The 19,315-nt window shown below is 63.1% G+C and carries 16 protein-coding genes, 1 pseudogene and 1 riboswitch; of the genes and pseudogenes, 6 read left to right on the top strand and 11 right to left on the bottom strand.

Annotation, left to right across the window (positions count from 1 at the left end; translation table 11 throughout):
- Positions 1-143 precede the first annotated feature (143 nt).
- Both V7116_RS20140 and V7116_RS20135 read right to left on the bottom strand, forming a co-directional pair.
- Complete coding sequence (locus V7116_RS20140) at positions 144-1,394, bottom strand: SH3 domain-containing protein (RefSeq protein ID WP_324393767.1); 1,251 nt, start codon at positions 1,392-1,394, stop codon at positions 144-146.
- Between the two features lie 291 nt (positions 1,395-1,685).
- On the bottom strand, positions 1,686-3,101 hold the full coding sequence (locus V7116_RS20135) for an L-fucose/L-arabinose isomerase family protein (protein WP_324393766.1): 1,416 nt from the start codon (positions 3,099-3,101) through the stop codon (positions 1,686-1,688).
- 444 nt (positions 3,102-3,545) lie between these two features.
- Here V7116_RS20135 and V7116_RS25890 point away from each other — a divergent pair.
- A pseudogene (locus V7116_RS25890) lies at positions 3,546-3,686 on the top strand (FmdB family zinc ribbon protein); the annotation flags it as partial.
- A gap of 18 nt (positions 3,687-3,704) precedes the next feature.
- Positions 3,705-3,863, top strand: coding sequence for a hypothetical protein (locus V7116_RS20130; RefSeq protein ID WP_324393765.1), 159 nt, complete (start codon positions 3,705-3,707; stop codon positions 3,861-3,863).
- A gap of 103 nt (positions 3,864-3,966) precedes the next feature.
- Here V7116_RS20130 and V7116_RS20125 read toward each other — a convergent pair whose 3' ends face one another.
- Together V7116_RS20125 and V7116_RS20120 are read right to left on the bottom strand one after the other, a co-directional pair.
- Complete coding sequence (locus V7116_RS20125; protein WP_324393764.1) at positions 3,967-4,266, bottom strand: hypothetical protein; 300 nt, start codon at positions 4,264-4,266, stop codon at positions 3,967-3,969.
- Between the two features lie 67 nt (positions 4,267-4,333).
- Complete coding sequence (locus V7116_RS20120; protein ID WP_324393763.1) at positions 4,334-4,972, bottom strand: MBL fold metallo-hydrolase; 639 nt, start codon at positions 4,970-4,972, stop codon at positions 4,334-4,336.
- Positions 4,973-5,247: 275 nt separating this feature from the next.
- Here V7116_RS20120 and V7116_RS20115 point away from each other — a divergent pair, with 275 nt between their 5' ends.
- A complete protein-coding gene (locus V7116_RS20115; RefSeq protein ID WP_324393762.1) occupies positions 5,248-6,390 on the top strand; it encodes a S1C family serine protease in 1,143 nt (380 codons plus the stop codon).
- A 17-nt stretch (positions 6,391-6,407) separates the two neighbouring features.
- On the opposite strand, the gene V7116_RS20110 is transcribed toward V7116_RS20115, so the two are convergent.
- The 6 genes from V7116_RS20110 to V7116_RS20085 all read right to left on the bottom strand — a co-directional run bounded on the left by V7116_RS20110 (position 6,408) and on the right by V7116_RS20085 (position 12,174).
- On the bottom strand, positions 6,408-7,082 hold the full coding sequence (locus V7116_RS20110; protein WP_324393761.1) for a hypothetical protein: 675 nt from the start codon (positions 7,080-7,082) through the stop codon (positions 6,408-6,410).
- Between the two features lie 31 nt (positions 7,083-7,113).
- A complete protein-coding gene (locus V7116_RS20105) occupies positions 7,114-7,920 on the bottom strand; it encodes a class I SAM-dependent methyltransferase (RefSeq protein WP_324393760.1) in 807 nt (268 codons plus the stop codon).
- Positions 7,921-8,080: 160 nt separating this feature from the next.
- Positions 8,081-9,349 (bottom strand): Stp1/IreP family PP2C-type Ser/Thr phosphatase, encoded by a 1,269-nt coding sequence (locus V7116_RS20100; protein ID WP_324393759.1) that lies wholly within the window; start codon positions 9,347-9,349, stop codon positions 8,081-8,083.
- A gap of 117 nt (positions 9,350-9,466) precedes the next feature.
- A complete protein-coding gene (locus V7116_RS20095; RefSeq protein ID WP_324393758.1) occupies positions 9,467-9,985 on the bottom strand; it encodes a DUF1269 domain-containing protein in 519 nt (172 codons plus the stop codon).
- Between the two features lie 51 nt (positions 9,986-10,036).
- Positions 10,037-11,332: an ATP-binding response regulator gene (locus tag V7116_RS20090; protein WP_324393757.1), complete on the bottom strand. Its 1,296-nt coding sequence runs from the start codon at positions 11,330-11,332 to the stop codon at positions 10,037-10,039.
- Between the two features lie 38 nt (positions 11,333-11,370).
- Entirely contained in the window at positions 11,371-12,174 is an 804-nt protein-coding gene (locus tag V7116_RS20085) for a PadR family transcriptional regulator (RefSeq protein WP_324393756.1), read from the bottom strand.
- 238 nt (positions 12,175-12,412) lie between these two features.
- Positions 12,413-12,532, top strand: a riboswitch (SAM riboswitch).
- A 171-nt stretch (positions 12,533-12,703) separates the two neighbouring features.
- On the opposite strand from V7116_RS20085, the gene metK reads away from it, so the two are divergent.
- The gene (gene metK, locus V7116_RS20080; protein ID WP_324393768.1) at positions 12,704-13,903 is read left to right on the top strand and encodes a methionine adenosyltransferase; all 1,200 of its coding nucleotides are present in this window, start codon (positions 12,704-12,706) and stop codon (positions 13,901-13,903) included.
- Positions 13,904-14,202: 299 nt separating this feature from the next.
- On the opposite strand, the gene V7116_RS20075 is transcribed toward metK, so the two are convergent.
- Entirely contained in the window at positions 14,203-15,126 is a 924-nt protein-coding gene (locus V7116_RS20075; RefSeq protein WP_324393755.1) for an aldo/keto reductase, read from the bottom strand.
- A 265-nt stretch (positions 15,127-15,391) separates the two neighbouring features.
- Here V7116_RS20075 and V7116_RS20070 point away from each other — a divergent pair, with 265 nt between their 5' ends.
- Positions 15,392-16,183 (top strand): ABC transporter ATP-binding protein, encoded by a 792-nt coding sequence (locus V7116_RS20070; protein WP_324393754.1) that lies wholly within the window; start codon positions 15,392-15,394, stop codon positions 16,181-16,183.
- 6 nt (positions 16,184-16,189) lie between these two features.
- Positions 16,190-19,213, top strand: a complete 3,024-nt coding sequence (locus V7116_RS20065) for an ABC transporter permease (RefSeq protein ID WP_324393753.1) — start codon at positions 16,190-16,192, stop codon at positions 19,211-19,213.
- The last annotated feature ends 102 nt before the right edge of the window (positions 19,214-19,315 follow it).

Genomic DNA, 19,315 nt, shown 5'->3' with positions numbered 1-19,315 from the left:
GGAGAGTAGGTCGTCGCCAACACTCACCAGCCTCTTTGTCTGTTTAAAATCCCCCTCCCCCATTCATTTCAAAATGGGGAAGGGAACGAAATAAAAAACGGCCCGCAGATGCGGGCCGTTCGTGTTTCTGGCTGCGAGCCGTTTTACATGGCTTCAGTCGCCACCGGTTCCATCATGCTTTCGGTTGCGGCGGGGGCGGGCGCTGAGCCCTCCACCTGCGGCACACCGTCGCACGGACCGGACGCGATCACCACGTCACCGCGCACGAAGTTGCCGTCTTCAAGCTGCCACCACTGTTGGTCGTTGGCGTCCGTCGCATAACCCGTCACCACGCGTGCCGACGAATTCACTGCGAACGTACCGGCAATACCGTACTCCGTGCCGGGGCCGGAACGCAGGTTCACATCGTTACCCGCCGTCACGACCGAGCACACGTTCGACAGATCGCCCGTCGTTGCCGTCGCCATCGCACCCGCGAGGCTGATCGGCGTTACCACAGGGCTGCCGCCCAGCATCACCGGCGAATCGGCGCCTTCAACTTCACCAAACTCATACGTGCCCGCCGTGCCGGTATCGTAGTGCAGCATCAGCCACACGCTGTCGCCAGCCGCCTCAGGATCAACGTTCACGGTCACACCCAGATTCACGCCTTCATCCAGCGCGACCTGACCCAGAACGGCACCCGGAGCGCCGTTATCGTCGGCATGCACGACCAGCCAACCCGGCGCATCGATCATCGCGGAACGCACAGTAATCGTGCCGCTGTCAGCGATCTGATCGTACGCCACGATGGACGGCGCGGCCTGGATCGCAACCTGAACCGGCGATTCATCCACGCTCACCACCGGGTCGCTCTCACCCGTGACGTCAAATTCATTCAGCGTGCCGTTATCGTTGTGCAGCGACACCCACAGGATCGGCGTGATCAGGCCCGGATCGGGGTTCAGGATCACTTCAAGGCTGTTCGTCGTACCCGCATCCACCGGGGCGTAACCGATCACCTGACCGGGCGCACCGGTCACGTTCTGGGACACCACCACAAAGCCCGGCTCGGTCGCCACAACCTGATCGACCAGCAGGGTAGGATTGCTCATCGCCGCAGCCTCGGTCGCGGCCATATCGGGCGACTCGGTCGCCGCCATACCCGCCGCACCCGGCCAGTTATCGCCGTGCGCCACGAGTTGGTTATTGACCAGAATCAGCGGGCTTTCGCCCTCCATGGCGGCCTCGGTCGCTTCAATGCCCATTGCAGGCTCAGTCGCTACGGGAGCCGGTTCGGTGGCTTCGGGGGCCTCGGGCGTGCCGCCCTGTGCTGCCACGGAGAAAGCGCCGAACGCGCCAAACGCAACCAGCGCCATCAGCGCGACCACAGTAATCGAAAGATATTTCCTCATGCTTGACCTCCTAGATATGCCTCTTCCCATTTCGTATCCCAATACTTCGCCATGCCACTATTTGACACAGCATGTCGGGCGCGGCGAGTCATCCTATTAAGATCGACTCACACAAACGCAGATCAAGGATAGATTCAAATCCCGGGATTTACATGAGGTAGCTGACCCGTTTCGGAATAGGTCAGGTGGCATAGGCAGCATAGGCCCTATATAGACCAGGGGCAGCAAAACGGCCCATGCACACGGGGCGCATGGGCCGAACATATTCAGCGGAAACGAGGCGGGTGGGGCCTACTTGTGGTGGTAGACTTCCCAGCCCAGGTACTTGCCGAACGCTTCTTCGATAATCCGCGCCACCTGCGACATGTTCGCCGCAACGTGATGCTCGAAGCCGTTGTCGCAGATATAGGTCAGCAGCTTCTGGAAGTTGGGAACCTGCACCACGCCGAAGCCACCGAACGTGTCGATCGGATCGTTGGTGAAGTGGCCCTGGCCCACATAGGCCTTGACCTTGCCCGCGAAGTCGTCGGTGCTGACGCGCAGGTAGGTGAACGGTTCGGGGCGCATACGGCCATAGATCGTGCCCCAGGTATTGTCTTTGCCGACGCTGCCCGCGATGATTTCCTGGTAGTCCATGACCGGGATCTCGTCCACGAAGACGCTGCGCGGCAGGTTCGAGCAGTGGAACACCACGGCCTTGTCAGGATCGCTGCCGTAGTTGTTGTTCCAGTCCAGCAGCGCGCTGGGCTTGCCCGAGGCGAGCGCCATCGCGTACATGGCCGTCGTGCCGACGATGTCCGTCTCGCACGCGGAGGGCAGCAGCTTGTCGCTGAGCATGCTCATGATGGTGCACGGCACGATCCCGAAATATTCTTCCATGCTGGTCCAGCACTGGACGGCGGTGGCGACGTATTCGTTCTCGCGCATCCAGTTGTCCATCACCACGCCGAGCTTGGCGATCTTGGCGATGGCTTCGGCAGGCACTTTGCCCGTCTGGGCGTAGGCATGGATCGCCGCGATCTTTTCCTGCACGGCGGCGTCGCTATCGGCCAGCTTGTCGATCTGCCCGAACGCTTCGGACAGGTCCATCGTGCCGACGGTGATGCCCGACCGCTCCAGCAGCTTTTCGCTGTAGCGCACGGTGTTGAACGCGACCGGGCGCGCCCCCAGCATGCCGAAGCGCGCGTGACGCAGCCCACCGACCACGCGGCAGACGCCCGCAAACCACTGGAGATCCTCGCGGAACTCGTCGCTCTCAGGATCGACCGTGTGGCTGCGTGTCAGGCTGAACTTGATGCCGTACTGGGTCAGGTTGTTGCAGCAGGACATCTTGCCGCAGAAGCTGTCGCGGCGGTTCTGGATGTCCATCTTCTGCGGATCGTCGGGGAAGGCCTGGATGAGCACCGGCACGTCGAGGCCCGCGAAGCGCAGCGCGTTGGCGATGGCGCTTTCTTCACCGAAGTTGGGCAGCGTCACCAGGATGCCGTCGATCTCGTCGCGGTGCGCGCGGAACAGATCCGCGAGCTTGTGCGCGTCGCTCAGGGTAAAGATGCTGCCGTTTTCGGTATCTTCTTCGGTGAGCGCAATCGCGCGGATGCCTTCTTCTTCGAGCACTTTAAGGATGGTTGCGCGCCCGCTCTTGGCGAGGTGGCTGGGGAAAAATCCGCGATTGCCGACGAGGACGCCCAAAGTCACTTGTTGTTTCACTGCCTAATCTCTCCTCTTAATTGGACCTGTCGGGCCGTCTGCCCGGACAAGCTGGACCGTCCAGCGGTCAAAAGGTAAAAACGAGCGACACTCCACTTCAAAGTACAACTTTGTCCACGTTTCCATACATGCGCGACCCATGTCACCAGACCCGATGCCCCGCCAGGGCAGGCACCGGCACACGGGCAGGCGAGGGGGTTCCGGGCGGCAGGTAGATGCAGTTCAGTGGACATCACGCCGGGCTTGAGTAAGCTAAAAAACAATTTGCTTAATCGTTACAATTTGTTGCCGCATCCAACTAATGACTAGAATACGCCGATTCTGCCAAAAGTCAAACAGTTCATCCCGACCGAATCTTATCTATTTTTTACTCAAACTATCTTTACGCTACCTGCCAATTCGAGTATACTCTTTGGTTGGATAACAAAGGTGTCGAGGTGACCTATGCCAGTCTATACCTATGAATGCGATGAGTGTGGTGTTCGTTTTGACGCGCGCCAGAAGTTCTCAGATGCCCCTGTGAGCGAGTGCCCCGAGTGTGGCGGCCATACCCACCGGGTTCCGCAAGCCGTGGGAATTGTGTTCAAGGGATCGGGTTGGTACGTGACCGATAGCAAGGGACGCAACTCGCTGGCGACGCCGCCCAGCAAAAAGGACGAGGGCGGCAGCACTGAAAAGTCGTCGGGCAGCGAGGGCGGTTCGGACGCCTCGGCCAAGTCCACCGACAGCTCAAGCTCTACGCCCAAGCCCAGCAGCGACTGAGCTGTAGTCCCCCGCTTCCCTGGCGGGACTTCACAGAGCAAAAACAAGGCGGTTGTGAAATTCACAGCCGCCTTTTTGTTGTTTATACCGTTTCGCGCTGGCCTTAAAGCTGGAAGCCGGGCGATCCGCGCACGACCTTCTGCTCGTAGTTGTCCACGTATTTCAGCAGCTTGTCGTACAGTGTGGTCCAGTCTTCGCTCGCCAGCAGCTTGCGCATCGTTTCCAGGTCGTCGGTGATGCCTTCCATAAGGATCTGGGGGCATTCGCCGTACACCGCAAACCAAGCTTCCGTTGGCGTGAGGCCCAGCCGGGTGATGCCCGGCGCGAACTCACGGACCATGAACTCGAAGTATTCCTGGTCCTGGCCCGGCTTGATATCCCATGTCAGCAAAAGCTTGATCATCGTCCCGTTATCCTAGACTGCCGCCCGTGCGGCATCCCTCAGGTTGTTTTTTTACTGCCTGGCCCGATCAGTGCATGTAATCCAACAGGATCACCTGCGTCTGCTCCGGCAGCGCACCCGCCGACACCTTGAGCAGCGGCTCGGCTTGAATGGTGTTGACGCCCATTTCCTTCAAGAAGCGATCGACCGGGTCCAGCGTGATACTGCGCAGCGCCTCGGTCTGGAAGTGCATCGGCACGACGATACTGGGTTCCAGCAGGCTGATCACTTCCGCCGCCTGGCTGGACGAGAGCGCCCCGCCGTCACCAACCGGCACCAGCGCGACATCAATCGGGCCCAACGACTCGACCATCGACTGGTTCGGCACGTGGTCCAGGTCGCCCAGGTGAGCGACCGACAGGCCCTCGTAGTCGAGCACGTAAATCACGTTCAGGCGAGGACTCTCGCTCTCGCGGTTGTGGGTCGGCACGCCGATGATGAACACGCCGCCGATCTCGTACTCGCCGGGGCCGCGCACGACGTGCTCGCAGCCGCGCACCATGTCGATGTTGTTATGCCCGGGGGTGTCGTGGCTGATCGTCACGACGTCGGCCTTCAGCTTGGGCACTTCATAGCCCAGAGTGTCCCCGAAGGGATCGGTTACTACGGTCGCGCGCCCACGCTCCACGATTCGAAAACAGCTATGCCCGTACCAGGTAATCTCCATCAATTACACCTTATCTGTTATCGCATCACACATGGGGACACACAGCCGTTGAAGCCCCAAGATTATACCGTATCGCCCGCGCGCGCCGCAACCGTACAGCACATATGAGCGCTGCAAAAAAGCCATGCCCTGGCGCGGTGTGTTGTGCCAAAAACACGCGCCTGAGCACGCCCTCACTGGTTTCTTAAATAGTTCTCATATTTACGTTACATATTTCAAACACACGCGCATTATCCTTCTAACCATCCGTATCGTAACAAGATGAAGGTGGGAAAATGTCAAAGAAACTGCTGGCGATGATCGTATCGCTGGTATTTGCGTTCGGAATTCTGCTTGGCGCGATCGGGGTCATGGCGCAAACCGGCGACCGCCTCGATCCGCTTTCGTCGGGCGCTCCGTATACCGCAAATGAAGAAGAACAGCGCATCGCGGATGTGTATCAACGCGTCAGCCAGTCGGTCGTCAACGTATCGGTCACGTTGGGGCAGATGGGCGGTGGAACCGGGACCGGCTTCGTCATCGACGCGCAGGGCCACATCGTGACGAACAATCACGTCGCGGGCGATGCGGACAGCATCGAAGTGACGTTCATCGACGGCACGATTCTGCCCGCCGAGCTGGTTGGCAACGACCCCGACGCAGATCTGGCCGTGATTCAGGTCGATCCGACCCTGATCGATCTCCAGCCGGTGACACTGGCAGATTCGAGCGCGGTGTTCGTGGGCCAGGAAGTAATGGCGATTGGCAGCCCCTTCGGGCAGAGCTTCACCGCTACGACGGGCATCGTCAGCGCCCTGGGGCGCTCGCTCCAGCAGGAGAGCAACTTCAGCTTGCCGGAGCTGATCCAGACCGATGCGGCCATCAATCCCGGCAACAGCGGCGGGCCGCTGCTCGATATGGCGGGCAACGTGATTGGCGTCAACACGGCGATCATGTCCCAGTCGGAGTCGTCGTCGGGCATTGGCTTCTCGATCCCGTCCAACACCGTGCGGCGCATCGTGCCGTACCTGATCCGTGACGGCCAGTACGAGCACACCTGGCTGGGCATCAGCGGCATGACGCTGCGGCCCGAACAGGCCGACGCGCTGGATCTGCCGAACGGTCAGCGTGGCGTGATGGTGACCACCGTGACGGCGGGCAGCCCGGCAGCCGGGGCGGGTTTGCAGCCTGCCCTGACCGATCTGCAAACGCAGGTGTCGGACGTTCCGACCGTGACGACGCCGGTGGGCGACGTGCCCCTGGGCGGCGACATCATCACCCGGATCAACGATCAGCCGGTGAACGAGATGGATGACTTGATCACCTATCTGGAGGAAAACACGCGTCCCGGCGACACCGCGACCCTGACGGTCTTGCGCGACGGCGCACAGCAGACGATCGATGTTACGCTGACCGCCCGTCCCACGACCCAGATGTAACCGCGTTTCCGCGCAGGTTACGACGCCCCGGCCTCATCGCCGGGGCGTTTTTGGTTGGATCGCATACCGATCCGGTTCGCGTGCGGCGTGGCCCCAAACGCGATCAGCCGGTCGCGTACGGCGTTGGTGCACAGCAGCGCCGCCGGAGCCGCGAGCAGCAGCCCGTAGGGCAGGATGCTGGCGATCAGCAGCAGCAGCGCGACGATCGCCGTGCCGACGAGCACCGTAAAGTCCAGCGTGGCGAGCAGGAGTTGGATGCCGCTGCGCAGGGTCGGCAGCAGCCGCTTATCGGTTTGCTCGAAGACCAGCGGCCAGAAGATGATCTGTGTCGCCAGCCACACAGTTCCAACGACCGCCAGCAGCGCCTGCACGCCGGACGGCACTTTTCCAGCGGTCGAGTCGTCGATCAGCGCCACGTACAGCACGCCCAGCACCGCCGCGTTGACGACGGTCCACTGCACCGTGAGCCACGCGTAGGAGCGGATCGTCGCCAGCACGGCGTACGGCGTCACGCGCTGGTCGTAGACGACATAGTGCGCCACGACAAACAGCCCCACCGTGCCGAAGGGCAGGAGCACCACCGTCACGCCGCACAGCGCCCAGACCGCGCTCGCCAGCGTCAGCCACACGATCGCGCCGATCCACTGCACCAGCGTGCGCCGGACGACGGTAAGCGCCCTGAGAATCCCCATGCGGCTCCCTTTCTTCGGTGCGGCGGGCCGTTTATTTGACGCCGATGCGTACCCGGTAGCTGAAATACCACGGGCGCGGCTCGTCGCCCAGGGTGCGCCGCGCGACGTCGCGCAGGTTCGTCAGCCCAAGCTCATCTTCGGTCGCGCCGTTCATCAGCGGGCGCGAGACGCGCGCCTGGCTAGTCGCCAGCCCGACGAGACGATCCGCGTTGCCCATTTCGATGCTGTGCAGCGTGACTTCGCGCACGTAGCGGAACTGCCCGCTGGCCTGGATGCGGCCCAGGTGCTCGTCTTTGGCCCACTGGGTGACGTTTTCGCGCAGGCCGAGCCTGCCCTCCACCTCGATCGCGCGGGCCATGCACTCGTTGTACGCGATCTCCGCTTCCCAGTGGACGGCAGGCGGCCAGTCGCAGTCGTAGGCGGCGAACACCCCTTCGGGGCGCAGAATGCGCGCCACCTCCACAAAGGTCGGCTGCGGCTCCATCCAGTGCAGCGCCTGCGAAATCGTGACGATGTCCACACTGGCATCTTCCAGGCCGGTGGACGTGCTCAATCCGGCGCGGTAAACCACGTCATGCGAGTCGGTTTGCAACGCGGCTTCCTTGCGCATATCGGGATTCGGCTCGATGCCGATCACCTGTCTGGCGTGGCCCGCCCAGATGCGGGTCGAGAGGCCGGTCCCTGCGCCCAGGTCCACCACCGTCTCCGGCGGTTTTTGGGCCAACATCTTCAGCAAATCCACCACGGCGGTCGGCGGCTGGGGACGATAGCGGTCGTACGTCTCTGCAAAGCCGTACCACCGCCCCACATTCGCATTCACATGCGCGTTTTCGGCCATGACATCTTCCTCTGTATGCAGCCTAAACCGGCTTGTGACCGTTGCTCACCCAGATACTACCACGGTTCGAGCGGTCGAGGTCTCAGCGATACGTAAAAAAACATCGACCGGCGCGGCGCCGGTCGGTGTGGAAAACAAGAGTCGAGGGGAGATTGATGCGCTACCGCGCGTCGTCGGAGCCTTCGCGCAGGTCGTCGGGGCGAACGGCGGGCATTTCGTCGGTGGAGCGATCTTGAATGGTGTCCGGCGGGGCCGCCTGGAACAACCCAACCTCGGTGTCATCGAAAACGACCTCGCTGGGCGGTTCTTCCGGCTCGACATCCGCTGCGCGCTCCATCACGATCACCACCGTGCTGATGTTGTCCTCGCCGCCGCGCGCGTTGGCGCGATCGATCAAGGTCTGGGCGATGACTTCGGGGTCGTCGCTCAGCTCGGCCACTTCCGCGATCTCGGCGGGCGGCAGGTGGCGCGTCAGCCCGTCGGAGCACAGGATCAGGCGGTCGCCTTCGGCCAGGCTGCGGCTGTAGAAATCGGCCTCGGTGTCGTCCACCTGGCCTAGCGCGCGGTACAGCACGTTACGCATAGGGTGCATCGCCGCCTGTTCGGGCGAGATGTGGCCCGACGCCAAGAGCGCTTCCACGAAGCTGTGATCGTCCGTGATCTGGTTGATCCAGCCCTCGTGCCCGTCCACGAGATAGGCGCGGCTGTCGCCTACGTGCGCGATCACGACGCGGTTGTTCCGCACGAAGGCGAGGGTGAGGGTGGTTCCCATGCCGTGAAACTCGGGATGGTCGTTGGCGCGGTTGATCACGGCGCGGTTGGCGCGCCGGACGGCGTAACGCAGCTTGTCGGCCACTTCGACTTCGGTGAGCTGGTCGAGCGTTTCACTGCCGCGCGCTTCGCCCAGAAAATCGGCCTGGACCGCTTCCACAGCGAGTCGGCTGGCTTCTTCGCCCGCGACCGCGCCGCCCATGCCATCCGCGACCAGGGCCAGCACGACGCCGTGCCGCGCCCACAGCCCCACACGATCCTCGTTGTTTTCGCGCAGCTTACCCACGTCACTGCGCGCGCTGGCACGCGGCACGAGATGGAAGTCTTCCACATTTTCGGGCATCGAGAGTGTCGCTCCGCAGCCAATACAATAGGAGGCAAGGGGCTTGTTCAGCGTGCCGCAGCGCAGGCAGGTGATCGGGGTACCGTCGATCGGCGGCGGGAGCTTGGCGCGCGCTTCGCGGAGATTGCGCACCAGATCGGGCTCCAGGCTGTCCTCACGCCCCTGGACATAGCGCATCGCGTCTTCGACGTGCCGTCGCTGCCGGTGAATGCCGCGCACCACGGGCGGATCGTCCAGGTTGGTGCCGCACTGAAAGCAGAAAATCGCGCGCGGTAAATTCTCGTGACCGCAGTTTGGGCACGTTCGGTTTTCCATATGCTGGCCCTCCAAGGGCACGCGTCCCATGTATTACATGACGATTTTACTTACAGCTATTTGGGACGCAACCCAGGATCTAGTATACGCAGATGTCAGGCGCGATGTTGCGCTGGTTCAGCGCTCGTGCCGGGCGATGTGCGCGTCCGGTCCGGCCAGGGCTTCTTCCAGCGCTTCCGCGTGCATGGGGCGTACCTGGAGCACCAGCGCCACCTGATCCGCGCTCAACCGCTGGCCCACATCTTCCAACAGCAGCGTTGAGAACCCGAACCGGGTCAGCCGCGCCACACCGTCCCCGATGCCCGCGCCCAGCGCTGCCCCGGCCACCAGCGCCAGCACCACGCCCAGCACCGCCCAGCCGCGCGGAAAATCGAGCGCGCCGCCCTGAACCGCGCCCAGGCCCATGATCACCGCGCCCAGCATCGCGCCGGAAAAGCGGCCTTCCTGTGCCTCGACGTTGTTGTTGACGATGACCGGTTTGCCCGTGGTGCTGCCCACGATGAGCGCGGAATGGCCGATATCGAGCAGATCCAACATGCCGCGCGCCAGCATGGCGTCCATCGTGGCGGCCAGGGCCGCACGTGAATCAAAGACGGTAACCAAATTCACCTTGCGGAACCATAACTGTTTGAACATAACCGGTGACCTCGATCGGAGTGCAGTGTCCGGCCCTGAATGCTGCCCGGCCTAACGGGACCCCGGGCGCTGCGACGCGCCGTGCGACCGGCGCATATGGATATTGGGAATTTGTGTCTTCAGCGGAATTTCAATGGTGAAGGTGCTGCCGGGCAGGCGTTCTTCGTCGCAGCCTTCGCTTTCGACCCAGATCCGCCCGCCGTGCGCCTCGACCACCCCGCGCGAGATCGCCAGCCCCAGCCCCAGCCCGCCGCCGCGAAAGGCCGTCTTGCTGGTGGAGTGAAGCTGTGTGTCGCCCGCCGTATAGAAGTGGTCGAAGATCAACTGCTGCTGGTCCGGATCGATGCCGATGCCCGTGTCCATGATGCGCGTGACCACCCAGCCGTCGCTCACCGTGGCTTGCAGCGTGATCGCGCCGCCGTCGGGCGTGTACTTGATCGCGTTGCTCAGCAGATTGCTGTACGCCAGTTCGAGCAGCGACGAATCCGCGAAAAACTGAGAGGGCCACTCGTCCAGGTCGTAATAGAGCGTGAGGCTGCGCTGTTCGATCACCTGGGCGTAGCCGTCGATGACGCGTTTGAGCACTTCGTGCAGGTTGGTGGGGCCCATTTTCAGCTCGACCCGGCCCGACGCAATGCGCGAGATGGTGATGATCTCGCTGATGACGCCGTTCAGCCGCTCGATGGACTCCGACAGGCCCGACAGCACGGCCTGCACCTCGGGACTGCGGGCCATCATCTCCTGAATGGCGGGGGAGGTCTGCACCAGCCGGTTGTAGCCGTAGACGGTGGTCAGCGGCGTGCGCAGCTCGTGCGCAGTGAGCTGGATGAAGTCGTCTTTGATCTGGTCCAGGCGCAACAGGTCGCGGTTGATGGCTTCCAGCTCGCGGACGTTGCTTTCAAGCTGCTGCACGATCTCACGGTTGACCGCCGCGCGGACCGGCGCCAGCGCGCTCGGATCGGGCGGCTCGTGATGCCCCGTCAGGTAGTCTTCGAGCTTTTTGGTCAGCGTGGCGACGTCGACCGGCTTATCGATCGTGCCGGTCATGCCTGCGCGCGCCGCGCGATCGTGCTCGGAGGCGCGGTCGGCGGCGATCAGCGCGACCACCGGCACGGCAGCCATGCCCGGCTCGGCGCGCAGACGCATCATCAGCTCGGCTTCGCTCATGTCGGGCAGGTCGATGTCGATCAGAACCAGATCGGGCCGATGCGTGCGGGCCAGTTCCAGTCCATGCATACTCTGGCTGGCGGCCACTACGCGGTAGCCCGCATAGGTCAGGGCGCGCTGAATCATCAAGCGTCCGGCGTCGTCATCTTCGATGTATAGGATCGTGGCGGGTTGTGTCATGCCGTTCCATCCGGGGAATACGAGCAGCAGGTCAAAATCTAATCGGCGCGCGGCTCATTCTGGCGATCCGCGCCCGCGTCCTCAGCTTCAGGAGCCTGTTCGTCCTGAATATCACCGGGCGCTGGATCCGTGAGGATCGGGATGAGCGGCGGTGTTTCCCGGTCGAGCCGGTTCATGGTGCGTTTCAGATGCGTATCCGCGGGGCCGGACATGGTTGACGCGCGATGTAGCGAGTCGGGATCGTGGGGCAGCACGACTTGCTTGGCGCGCGGAATGTCGGCGGGTTCGGGCAGCAGATCGTCGTCGGGCGGCGCCTGGGCCTCCCACTGGTCGATGAACTGCGTCACCCAGTCCAGTTCCGCTTGCAGCAGGACGAGACGGTGTTCAAAGATCGCAATAACGTTATAAGTCGCTTTGGCGTTCACCAACTGCTGCCAGCGCTCGCGTGCCTGCCCCAGGCGCATCACGAGATCCTGCCGGTAAGCGATGAACGCGCTGCGAAGCTGGGACGCGCGCAGCACGTCCAGGTTCGCCAGGCCCAGCTCGAAGCCGCTGGCGGTCTCGCGCGGGGTGCTGAGCAGATCGGCTACGGCGGTTTGCAGGACGCCGTACCCGGCGGGCGTGATCCGGTACTCGCGGCGAGAGGGGCCTTCGGCGTGCTGGCCCGGCTCGCTTTCGACCAATCCCTGGCGTTCCAGCTTGTCGATGACGTAATACATCGACGAGACGCCGATATTCGTCCAGGCGCGGAGGCCGCGTTGGGTGATGATCGTCTGGATGTCGTACCCGTGCACCGGCCCTTCGGCCACGATGCTCAACAGGGCGAGTTCTGCGTCAGTCATACCCCAAAATCCTGCTGTAGGCCCCTACAGCCGCTCTCGACCACTTGCGTACACAGGTAGAGTACACGAGGCGCGATTGGGTGTCAATTTTGGATCGCGCATGGCGCGCGGTAGAGGCCCGGATTTGGGGATGGCCGGGGACGCAGGCGGGCGTAGGCTGCCACCCGGCACGTGTTGACAGCCCTGATCAGGGGTGCTATCATTCGCGCACCTTTAAAAACAATTTATATTGGAAACACTCTTATCCAGAGCGGCAGAGGGACCGGCCCCGTGAAGCCGCGGCAACCCCTCCGGCTGAGCAACTCCGCGTCAGCCAGAGAAGGGTGCCAATTCCGTCAGGTTTTCTGGAAGATGAGAGCCGTTTTTCCACCCGCCTCAGTGGAGTCTGTCCCGACGAGGCCATGCATGGTGTGAAACGTGCCCCCTGGAGTGTGCTGCCGGGGGGCTTTTTCATGTGTTGGGCAGGGCGGTGGAGCAAGACATTCCATAAGGAGCTTCGGTGAGCGAGAACAAAGCAAGCACAACCTTCATGTCCTCTCCCCAGTATTTCTTCACCTCGGAATCGGTGACTGAGGGACACCCGGACAAGATCTGCGACCAGATTTCAGACGCCGTTCTGGACGCCATCATCGCGGAAGATCCCGGTGCGCGCGTCGCGTGCGAAACCGCGGTCACGACCGGGCTGGTGGTGGTCATGGGCGAGATCACTACGTCTACCTACGTGGACATTAACGCGCTGGTGCGCGATGTTGTGCGCGACATCGGCTATACGCGCGGCAAGTACGGCTTCGACGCCGACACGTGCGGCGTGATCGTGTCGCTCAAGGAGCAGTCCGGCGACATCGCGCAGGGCGTGGACCGCGCGCTCGAACAGCGCGAGGGCGGCCCGACCGAGGATCAGCTCAACGCGGTGGGCGCGGGCGACCAGGGTATGATGATCGGGTTTGCCTGCGACGAAACGCCGGAGCTGATGCCCCTGTCGATCATGCTGGCGCACAAGCTGACCAAGCGCCTGTCGGAAGTGCGCCGCGACGGCACGCTGCCGTACCTGCGGCCCGACGGCAAGAGCCAGGTCACGGTCGAATATGCGTACGGCCAGCCCAAGCGCATCGACACCGTGCTGATTTCCAGCCAGCACGCGCCGGATATTTCCAGCGAGCAGATCCGCGCGGAGATCATCGAGCAGGTGATCAAGCCCGTCATCCCGGCGCACCTGCTGGACGAGAAGACCAGGTTCTTCGTGAACCCGACCGGTCGCTTCGTCATCGGCGGGCCGCTCGGTGACGCGGGCCTGACCGGGCGCAAGATCATCGTCGATACCTACGGCGGCGTGGCACGTCATGGCGGCGGCGCGTTCTCGGGCAAAGACCCGACAAAAGTGGACCGTTCCGCGGCGTACATGGCCCGTTACGTTGCCAAGAACGTGGTCGCGGCGGGATTGGCGCGGCGCTTCGAGCTTCAGATCTCCTACGCGATCGGCGTGGCGCGCCCGCTGTCCGTCGCCATCGAGACGTTCGGCACGGGCTGCATCCCCGACGAGAAGATCGTCGAGCTGATCCGCGCGCACTTCGATATGCGCCCCGCGGCGATCATTCACAACCTGGAGCTGCGCAAGCCGCAGTTCCGGCAGGTGGCTGCGTTCGGGCACTTCGGGCGCGACGACCTGGACGTGGCATGGGAGCGCACCGACAAGGCCGACGCGCTGCGTAAGGCTGCCGGGCTGGAATAAGGCCGGGCTAGCGCTAAAAACGCGACGAGGGTGCAGATATGCACCCTCGTTTTTTGTTTTCTGTTTGTTGCTAGAGCCTGTTATGAACTTATAGCCCCCCATTCCCTGGCCCCTTCCCCCACGCAAGCGGAGGGAAGGGGAAGCCACCCCACACAACCCCGTTGCGCGGGGACCCCAGGAAAAAACGGGCGGAGCAAGCCCCGCCCCTACGGATCGCGGGATGATGAACGCATGAGAATCCAGTTCTCTCGCTCGAAACGTGCATCACACGCTCCAGCGCGTTCCGTTCTGGGGAACGGTTACGCGAGCGCCTGCGGATGATCGGCGCGCACCATGTCCAGATCGGCGGCGCGGGCGTTCGCTTCGACCTGCTCCGGCGACTTGCAGCCGGGGATCACACACGTCACGGCGGGATGCTGCAAACACCACGCCAGCGCCCAGGTCGCCATGTTCACCCCCTCGGGCACTTCTTGCGCCTGGATGTTTTCCACTTCGGCAAGCTGCGCCTGGATCTGATCCTCGCTGCGCGTCGAGCGCACGTCGGTGTCGTCCGTGAAGCGCGTGCCGGGCTTGTACTTGCCGCTCAGCAGGCCGCTGGCGAGCGGGACGCGGGCCAGCACACCCAGGTAATCTTCAAGGCACGCGGGCAGCACTTCTTCTTCGGGGATGCGGTCCAAGCGGTTGTAGACGACCTGGATCGCGCTTGCGCCGACGGACGCCGCCCGTGCCGTCTGGTAAATGTTGGTGTTGGGGCTGATCGACAGGCCCACCGCGCGGATCTTGCCCGCCTGCACCTGCTCGGCCAGCATGTCCCACAGCTCCGGCTGGTCGAAGGCGTCGTTGCTGCCCGAATGGAACTGGTAGAGGTCGATGTAGTCCGTTTGCAGCGCCCGCAGCGAGTCTTCAAGCTGCTGGCGCACCTCGCCGGGTGCATAGGCCGTGTCGCGGTCGAAGCGCGCGTTGAAGTGGTGGCCGAACTTGGTGGCGATGATCCAGTCCTGGCGGTTGTGGCGCACCGCTTTGCCGACCATCTGCTCGGACAGGTGATCGCCGTAACACTCCGCCGTGTCGATCAGGTTGATGTCCAGGTCGTGCGCCCGCCCCAGAATGGCGTCCGCTTCGGGCTGGGTGAAGTCTTTGCCCCATTCGCCGCCGAACTGCCACGTACCGATGCCGATCACAGAGACGCGCAGCCCCGACTTGCCAAGCTGACGGAATTTCATAAAGTCTCCTCTATAATATACAAAGTTGCTCATATGCGGATTCGTGGGCACGATCCTGTATATTATGGCCCGGCACGCTGTGGAAGGCTATCGCGCCCCCTCAAACGGGATCGGTTGCCGCCGGGTGCGCACCGTTTCACCCCGGTTATGCGTACATAAAAATGGGAATGCTGATTGGCATTGTCGCGCCGCGATCAGGCTTCGCCCACTCTCGACTGCCACTGTAGAAGCCATCAGGGCTTTATCAAGGATAGGAATACGTGTTATGGACCAAAATCTGAATCATGATGTCGTGCGTACCGACGACCTGCGCAAAGACCTTTACCTGGGCGAAGTCGTGGTGCATGCCGTGCGTGGTGTGTCGCTGAACGTCAAGGCGGGCGAGTTCATGGGTATCATCGGGCCATCGGGCAGCGGCAAATCGACCCTGCTGGGCCTGATCGGCGGCCTCGACACGCCTACCGGCGGCCACATCTACATCGACGGTGAGGACATCACCGACCTGGACGAGCGCGAGCTGACGCGCGTGCGCAACGAGAAGATCGGGTTCGTCTTCCAGTTCTTCAACCTGATCCCCACCCTGACCGCGCTGGAAAACGTCGCGCTGCCGATCCAGTTCGCGCGGCATCGTAAGTTCAACCCGAACAAGCGCGCCAAAGAACTACTGACCCTACTGGGCCTGGAAGATCGTATGAATCACCGCCCGACGCAGCTTTCGGGCGGGCAGCAGCAGCGCGTCGCACTGGCGCGCGCCCTGGCAAATAATCCGCCGCTGGTGCTGTGCGACGAACCGACCGGCAACCTCGACACGGCGTCGAGCGAGGTGGTGATGAGCGCGCTGCGCGACGTGCAGCAGAAGACCGGCGCGACGGTCGTGATCGTCACGCACGACATGAACGTGGCGGCGGAAGTGGACCGCGTGGTCACGCTGGTCGATGGCACCATTGCCAACGACATCGATCCGCGTTCCAGCGCGCAAATGGCGGCGGTGAAGCTGCTGCGCGACAAGCGCGCGACGGGCGAGCTGGCGCGTGTCGCCCCGGCAGAGGCACGGTAGGACGCCATGATCGAAAAACTCCGTTTTTACCTGCGTCATTCACTGAACGACCTGCGCGTCAACGGCCAGCGCACGGTCTTCGCGCTGTTGTGCATCGCGGCAGGCGTGGCGGCGATCGTCAGCTTGCAGGTGCTCGGCGTGATGATCGAAGACACGCTTACCGGGAGTCTGCAAGAGAGCAACAAGAGCGACATTCGTGTGTATCTCCCTGAGGGCGGGACGGAAGGATCGACCCGGGATCGCGGCGAGCAGGAAGGTGTGATCGCTTCGTCCGGCGCGTTCGGTCAGCACCTTTTCCCGCCGTCGGGCATCGCGCAGATCCGCGAATGGCTCGACACGCGCTATCCGGGCCAGGTTGAACTGACCTACCGGCAGGCCATGACGAGCGTGACGAGCGGGATCTCGATCAACGCGCCCGCCAAAGACACCAACCAATCGGTCGTCATGCCCTACCTCGTCGATACGCAGGTGTACCCGTTCTACGGGCACATCGAGACGGAAGATGGGCTGTCGCTGGCCGACGCGATCAAAGCGCCGACTGACATCGTGCTGAGCCGCAATCTGGCCGACGAGCTGGACGTGCAGGTGGGCGACGTCGTGCGCGTGGCCGGAGCTAGCGAGGACTTCACCGTGCGCGGCATCGTGCCGACTTCCGCCGAGAGCGCGATGGAGAACCCGCTGAACGCGCTGTTCGGGTATTACTACCTGGACCAGGATGCGGTCGATCTGTTCAGCGACATCGAGCCGGGCGGCGATGTGTTATACCTCCGGCTGCAAGATCCGTCGCGCGCGGAGGAGATCAACGACGCGTTCGATAAGCGCTTCCCATATCTGAGCACCACCACGACCGGCGATCTGGAAGAACTGAACTCGCAGATCTCGGACATTCTGGGCCAGACGGTGATCATCATGGGTCTGATCTCGCTGCTGATCGGCGGTATCGGCATCGTGAACACGATGCTGGTGATTGTGCGCCGCCGCACGACCGAGGTCGCCGTGCTGAAGACGATCGGTCTGGAAGGCGAGCAGATCACGATGCTGTTCCTGGTGGAAGCGATCGTGATGGGCATCGCGGGCAGCCTGATCGGGATCGTGCTGGGCTGGATCGCGGCGCTGATCCTGAAGAGCGGCGGCGAAACGCTGCTCGGCCAGGAACTGTCCTTCCGCTTCACGCTGACGCCGCCGGTCACGGGACTGGTGGTGGGCGTGATCGTGACTGCGATCTTCGGCCTGATGCCGACGCTGGCGGCGGGGCAGGTGCGCCCCAATCTCGTGCTGCGCCCGACCGATTCGGTCATGCCGAAGGCGGGCCGCGCGCGGACCTTCGCCGCGATTCTGCTGGTCATGCTGGCGCTGAGCATCGTCGCACAGGTGCTCGTGCGCGATCTGCTCGACGTGGGTTCGACCGTGGGCGAAGTGTACGACACGGCCCTCGAGCAGATGGACAATCCGCCGGAGGAGACGGAGATCCCCGACAGCATCCGCGATATCCGCATCTTCAACCTGACGACCGGCCTGTTGGGCGTGTTCCTGGGCGAAGTCTTCGCGCTGACGCTGCTTTCGGGCGGGCTGTTGAGCGGCTGGGCCAGGAAACACCTGCTGCTGCGGATCTTCCGGTGGCTGTTGTTCCCGGTGCTGTTCCCGATCGTGGGCTTCATCTTCGGGTACGCCGTCCCGGCGATGCTGCTCCTGTTCGTGACGTTCGTCCTGGTGGGCCTGCTCTACGTGCTGCTGTGGGCGATCATCTGGTTCGTGGGGCACTTCCTGCCGACCGGGCCGTTCGTGGACCTGAAGCTGGCGATGCGCTCGATGCTGGCCGCCAAGGGCCGCGAAGCCTCCACGCTGCTGGCGCTGGTGGTCGGCGTCTTCACGCTGAGCCTCGTCACGATGCTGGCCGGGACGGTGACCAAGTTCTTCAACAATGTGCTTGAGCAGGAAATCGGCGGCAACGTGATCGTGATCGCGGCGGGCAGCGGCGTGGTCGACCAGATCGATACGCGGCTGGCGAACCTGGATGGCGTGAACAGCTACGCCGTCGTGGGCAACTACCAAACCGATCTAGTCTCGATGGAAGATGTGAGCACGGGCGAGACGCTGACGGTCGACCAGCTCAAGCGGCGCGCCGAAAACGAGGTGGGCAGTCAGGAAGCCGACTACTTCGACTATGCGATGCAGATGATCAGCGGGCGCGAGCTGGACTCCAATCTGCCGGATCTGACGTTCTACAAGGGCCGCCAGCTCGCTCCCATGCTGGACGCGGGCAAGCCGGTGATGGTGATTCCGGCCAACAGCGCGACACTGGCGGCGGGCATCGACGTGGGCGACAAACTGACCTTCCGTGTGGGCGGCTCCGAGGGCAGCCCGCTGACGGGTGGATCGTCGCAGGCACGCGAGATCACGTTGGAAGTGGTCGGCATGACGGATCGCACCAGCGGGCAGGTTGAGGTGTCGTTTGGCGCATCCAGTTACGCGCCGATCGATGCCTTCGGTGACATGGCCCCCAGTGCGGTCTTCAGCATCGTGGACGTGGACGACGCCCAGATCGGGGCGCTGCGGCGCTCGCTGACCGAAGTGCCGGGCGTGTTCGTGCTGGAAACGTCGCTGATCAACGACCTGATCAACAGCCTGATCGACCAGTTCACGGCCCTGCCGATCCTGGTCGCGGCGCTGGCCCTGTTCACGGGCGGCGTGGTGATCGCCAACTCGGTCGCGCTGACCACGCTCGAACGGCGGCGCGAGATCGGCATCATGAAGGCGGTCGGTTTGCAGCGCGAGCGCGTGCTGGGCATGCTGCTGATGGAATATGGCCTGATGGGATTGATCGGCGGGCTGATCGGCATCCTGATCGGCGGGGTGTCGCTGCTGTACCTGCTGGTCCGGACCTTCGGCGGGCAGTTGGGCGAGGTCATCCCGTATGGCACGGCCTTCGCGCTGATGGGCCTGTGCGTCGCCATCGCGCTGGTGGCGGCGATCGTCACGGCCTGGGGCGCGTCGGGCGAGAAGCCGCTCAACGTCCTGCGCTACGAGTAGCGGGATCGCGGCGAGGGGGCAGCTAAGAAACCTCACCCCCGGCCCCCCTCCAATCAAGTTCTGGGAGAACGACACTTTTGAGCATAATCGTTTGGCCGGTAG

The sequence above is a fragment of the Aggregatilinea sp. genome (genome assembly GCF_036822615.1).
GTDB lineage: Bacteria > Chloroflexota > Anaerolineae > Aggregatilineales > Aggregatilineaceae > Aggregatilinea.
The sequence above is the reverse complement of the archived record's forward strand: the minus strand, read 5'-3'. Positions and strand labels throughout refer to the sequence as shown.

Bases quoted from the DNA above. Each gene is read 5' to 3' on its own strand.
- V7116_RS20140 (WP_324393767.1), bottom strand. From the start codon at position 1,394: ATGAGGAAATATCTTTCGATTACTGTGGTCGCGCTGATGGCGCTGGTT.
- V7116_RS20125 (WP_324393764.1), bottom strand. From the start codon at position 4,266: ATGATCAAGCTTTTGCTGACATGGGATATCAAGCCGGGCCAGGACCAG.
- metK (WP_324393768.1), top strand. From the start codon at position 12,704: ATGTCCTCTCCCCAGTATTTCTTCACCTCGGAATCGGTGACTGAGGGA.
- V7116_RS20105 (WP_324393760.1), bottom strand. From the start codon at position 7,920: ATGGCCGAAAACGCGCATGTGAATGCGAATGTGGGGCGGTGGTACGGC.
- V7116_RS20110 (WP_324393761.1), bottom strand. From the start codon at position 7,082: ATGGGGATTCTCAGGGCGCTTACCGTCGTCCGGCGCACGCTGGTGCAG.
- V7116_RS20120 (WP_324393763.1), bottom strand. From the start codon at position 4,972: ATGGAGATTACCTGGTACGGGCATAGCTGTTTTCGAATCGTGGAGCGT.
- V7116_RS20085 (WP_324393756.1), bottom strand. From the start codon at position 12,174: ATGACTGACGCAGAACTCGCCCTGTTGAGCATCGTGGCCGAAGGGCCG.
- V7116_RS20100 (WP_324393759.1), bottom strand. From the start codon at position 9,349: ATGGAAAACCGAACGTGCCCAAACTGCGGTCACGAGAATTTACCGCGC.
- V7116_RS20115 (WP_324393762.1), top strand. From the start codon at position 5,248: ATGTCAAAGAAACTGCTGGCGATGATCGTATCGCTGGTATTTGCGTTC.
- V7116_RS20065 (WP_324393753.1), top strand. From the start codon at position 16,190: ATGATCGAAAAACTCCGTTTTTACCTGCGTCATTCACTGAACGACCTG.
- V7116_RS20095 (WP_324393758.1), bottom strand. From the start codon at position 9,985: ATGTTCAAACAGTTATGGTTCCGCAAGGTGAATTTGGTTACCGTCTTT.
- V7116_RS20090 (WP_324393757.1), bottom strand. From the start codon at position 11,332: ATGACACAACCCGCCACGATCCTATACATCGAAGATGACGACGCCGGA.
- V7116_RS20070 (WP_324393754.1), top strand. From the start codon at position 15,392: ATGGACCAAAATCTGAATCATGATGTCGTGCGTACCGACGACCTGCGC.
- V7116_RS20075 (WP_324393755.1), bottom strand. From the start codon at position 15,126: ATGAAATTCCGTCAGCTTGGCAAGTCGGGGCTGCGCGTCTCTGTGATC.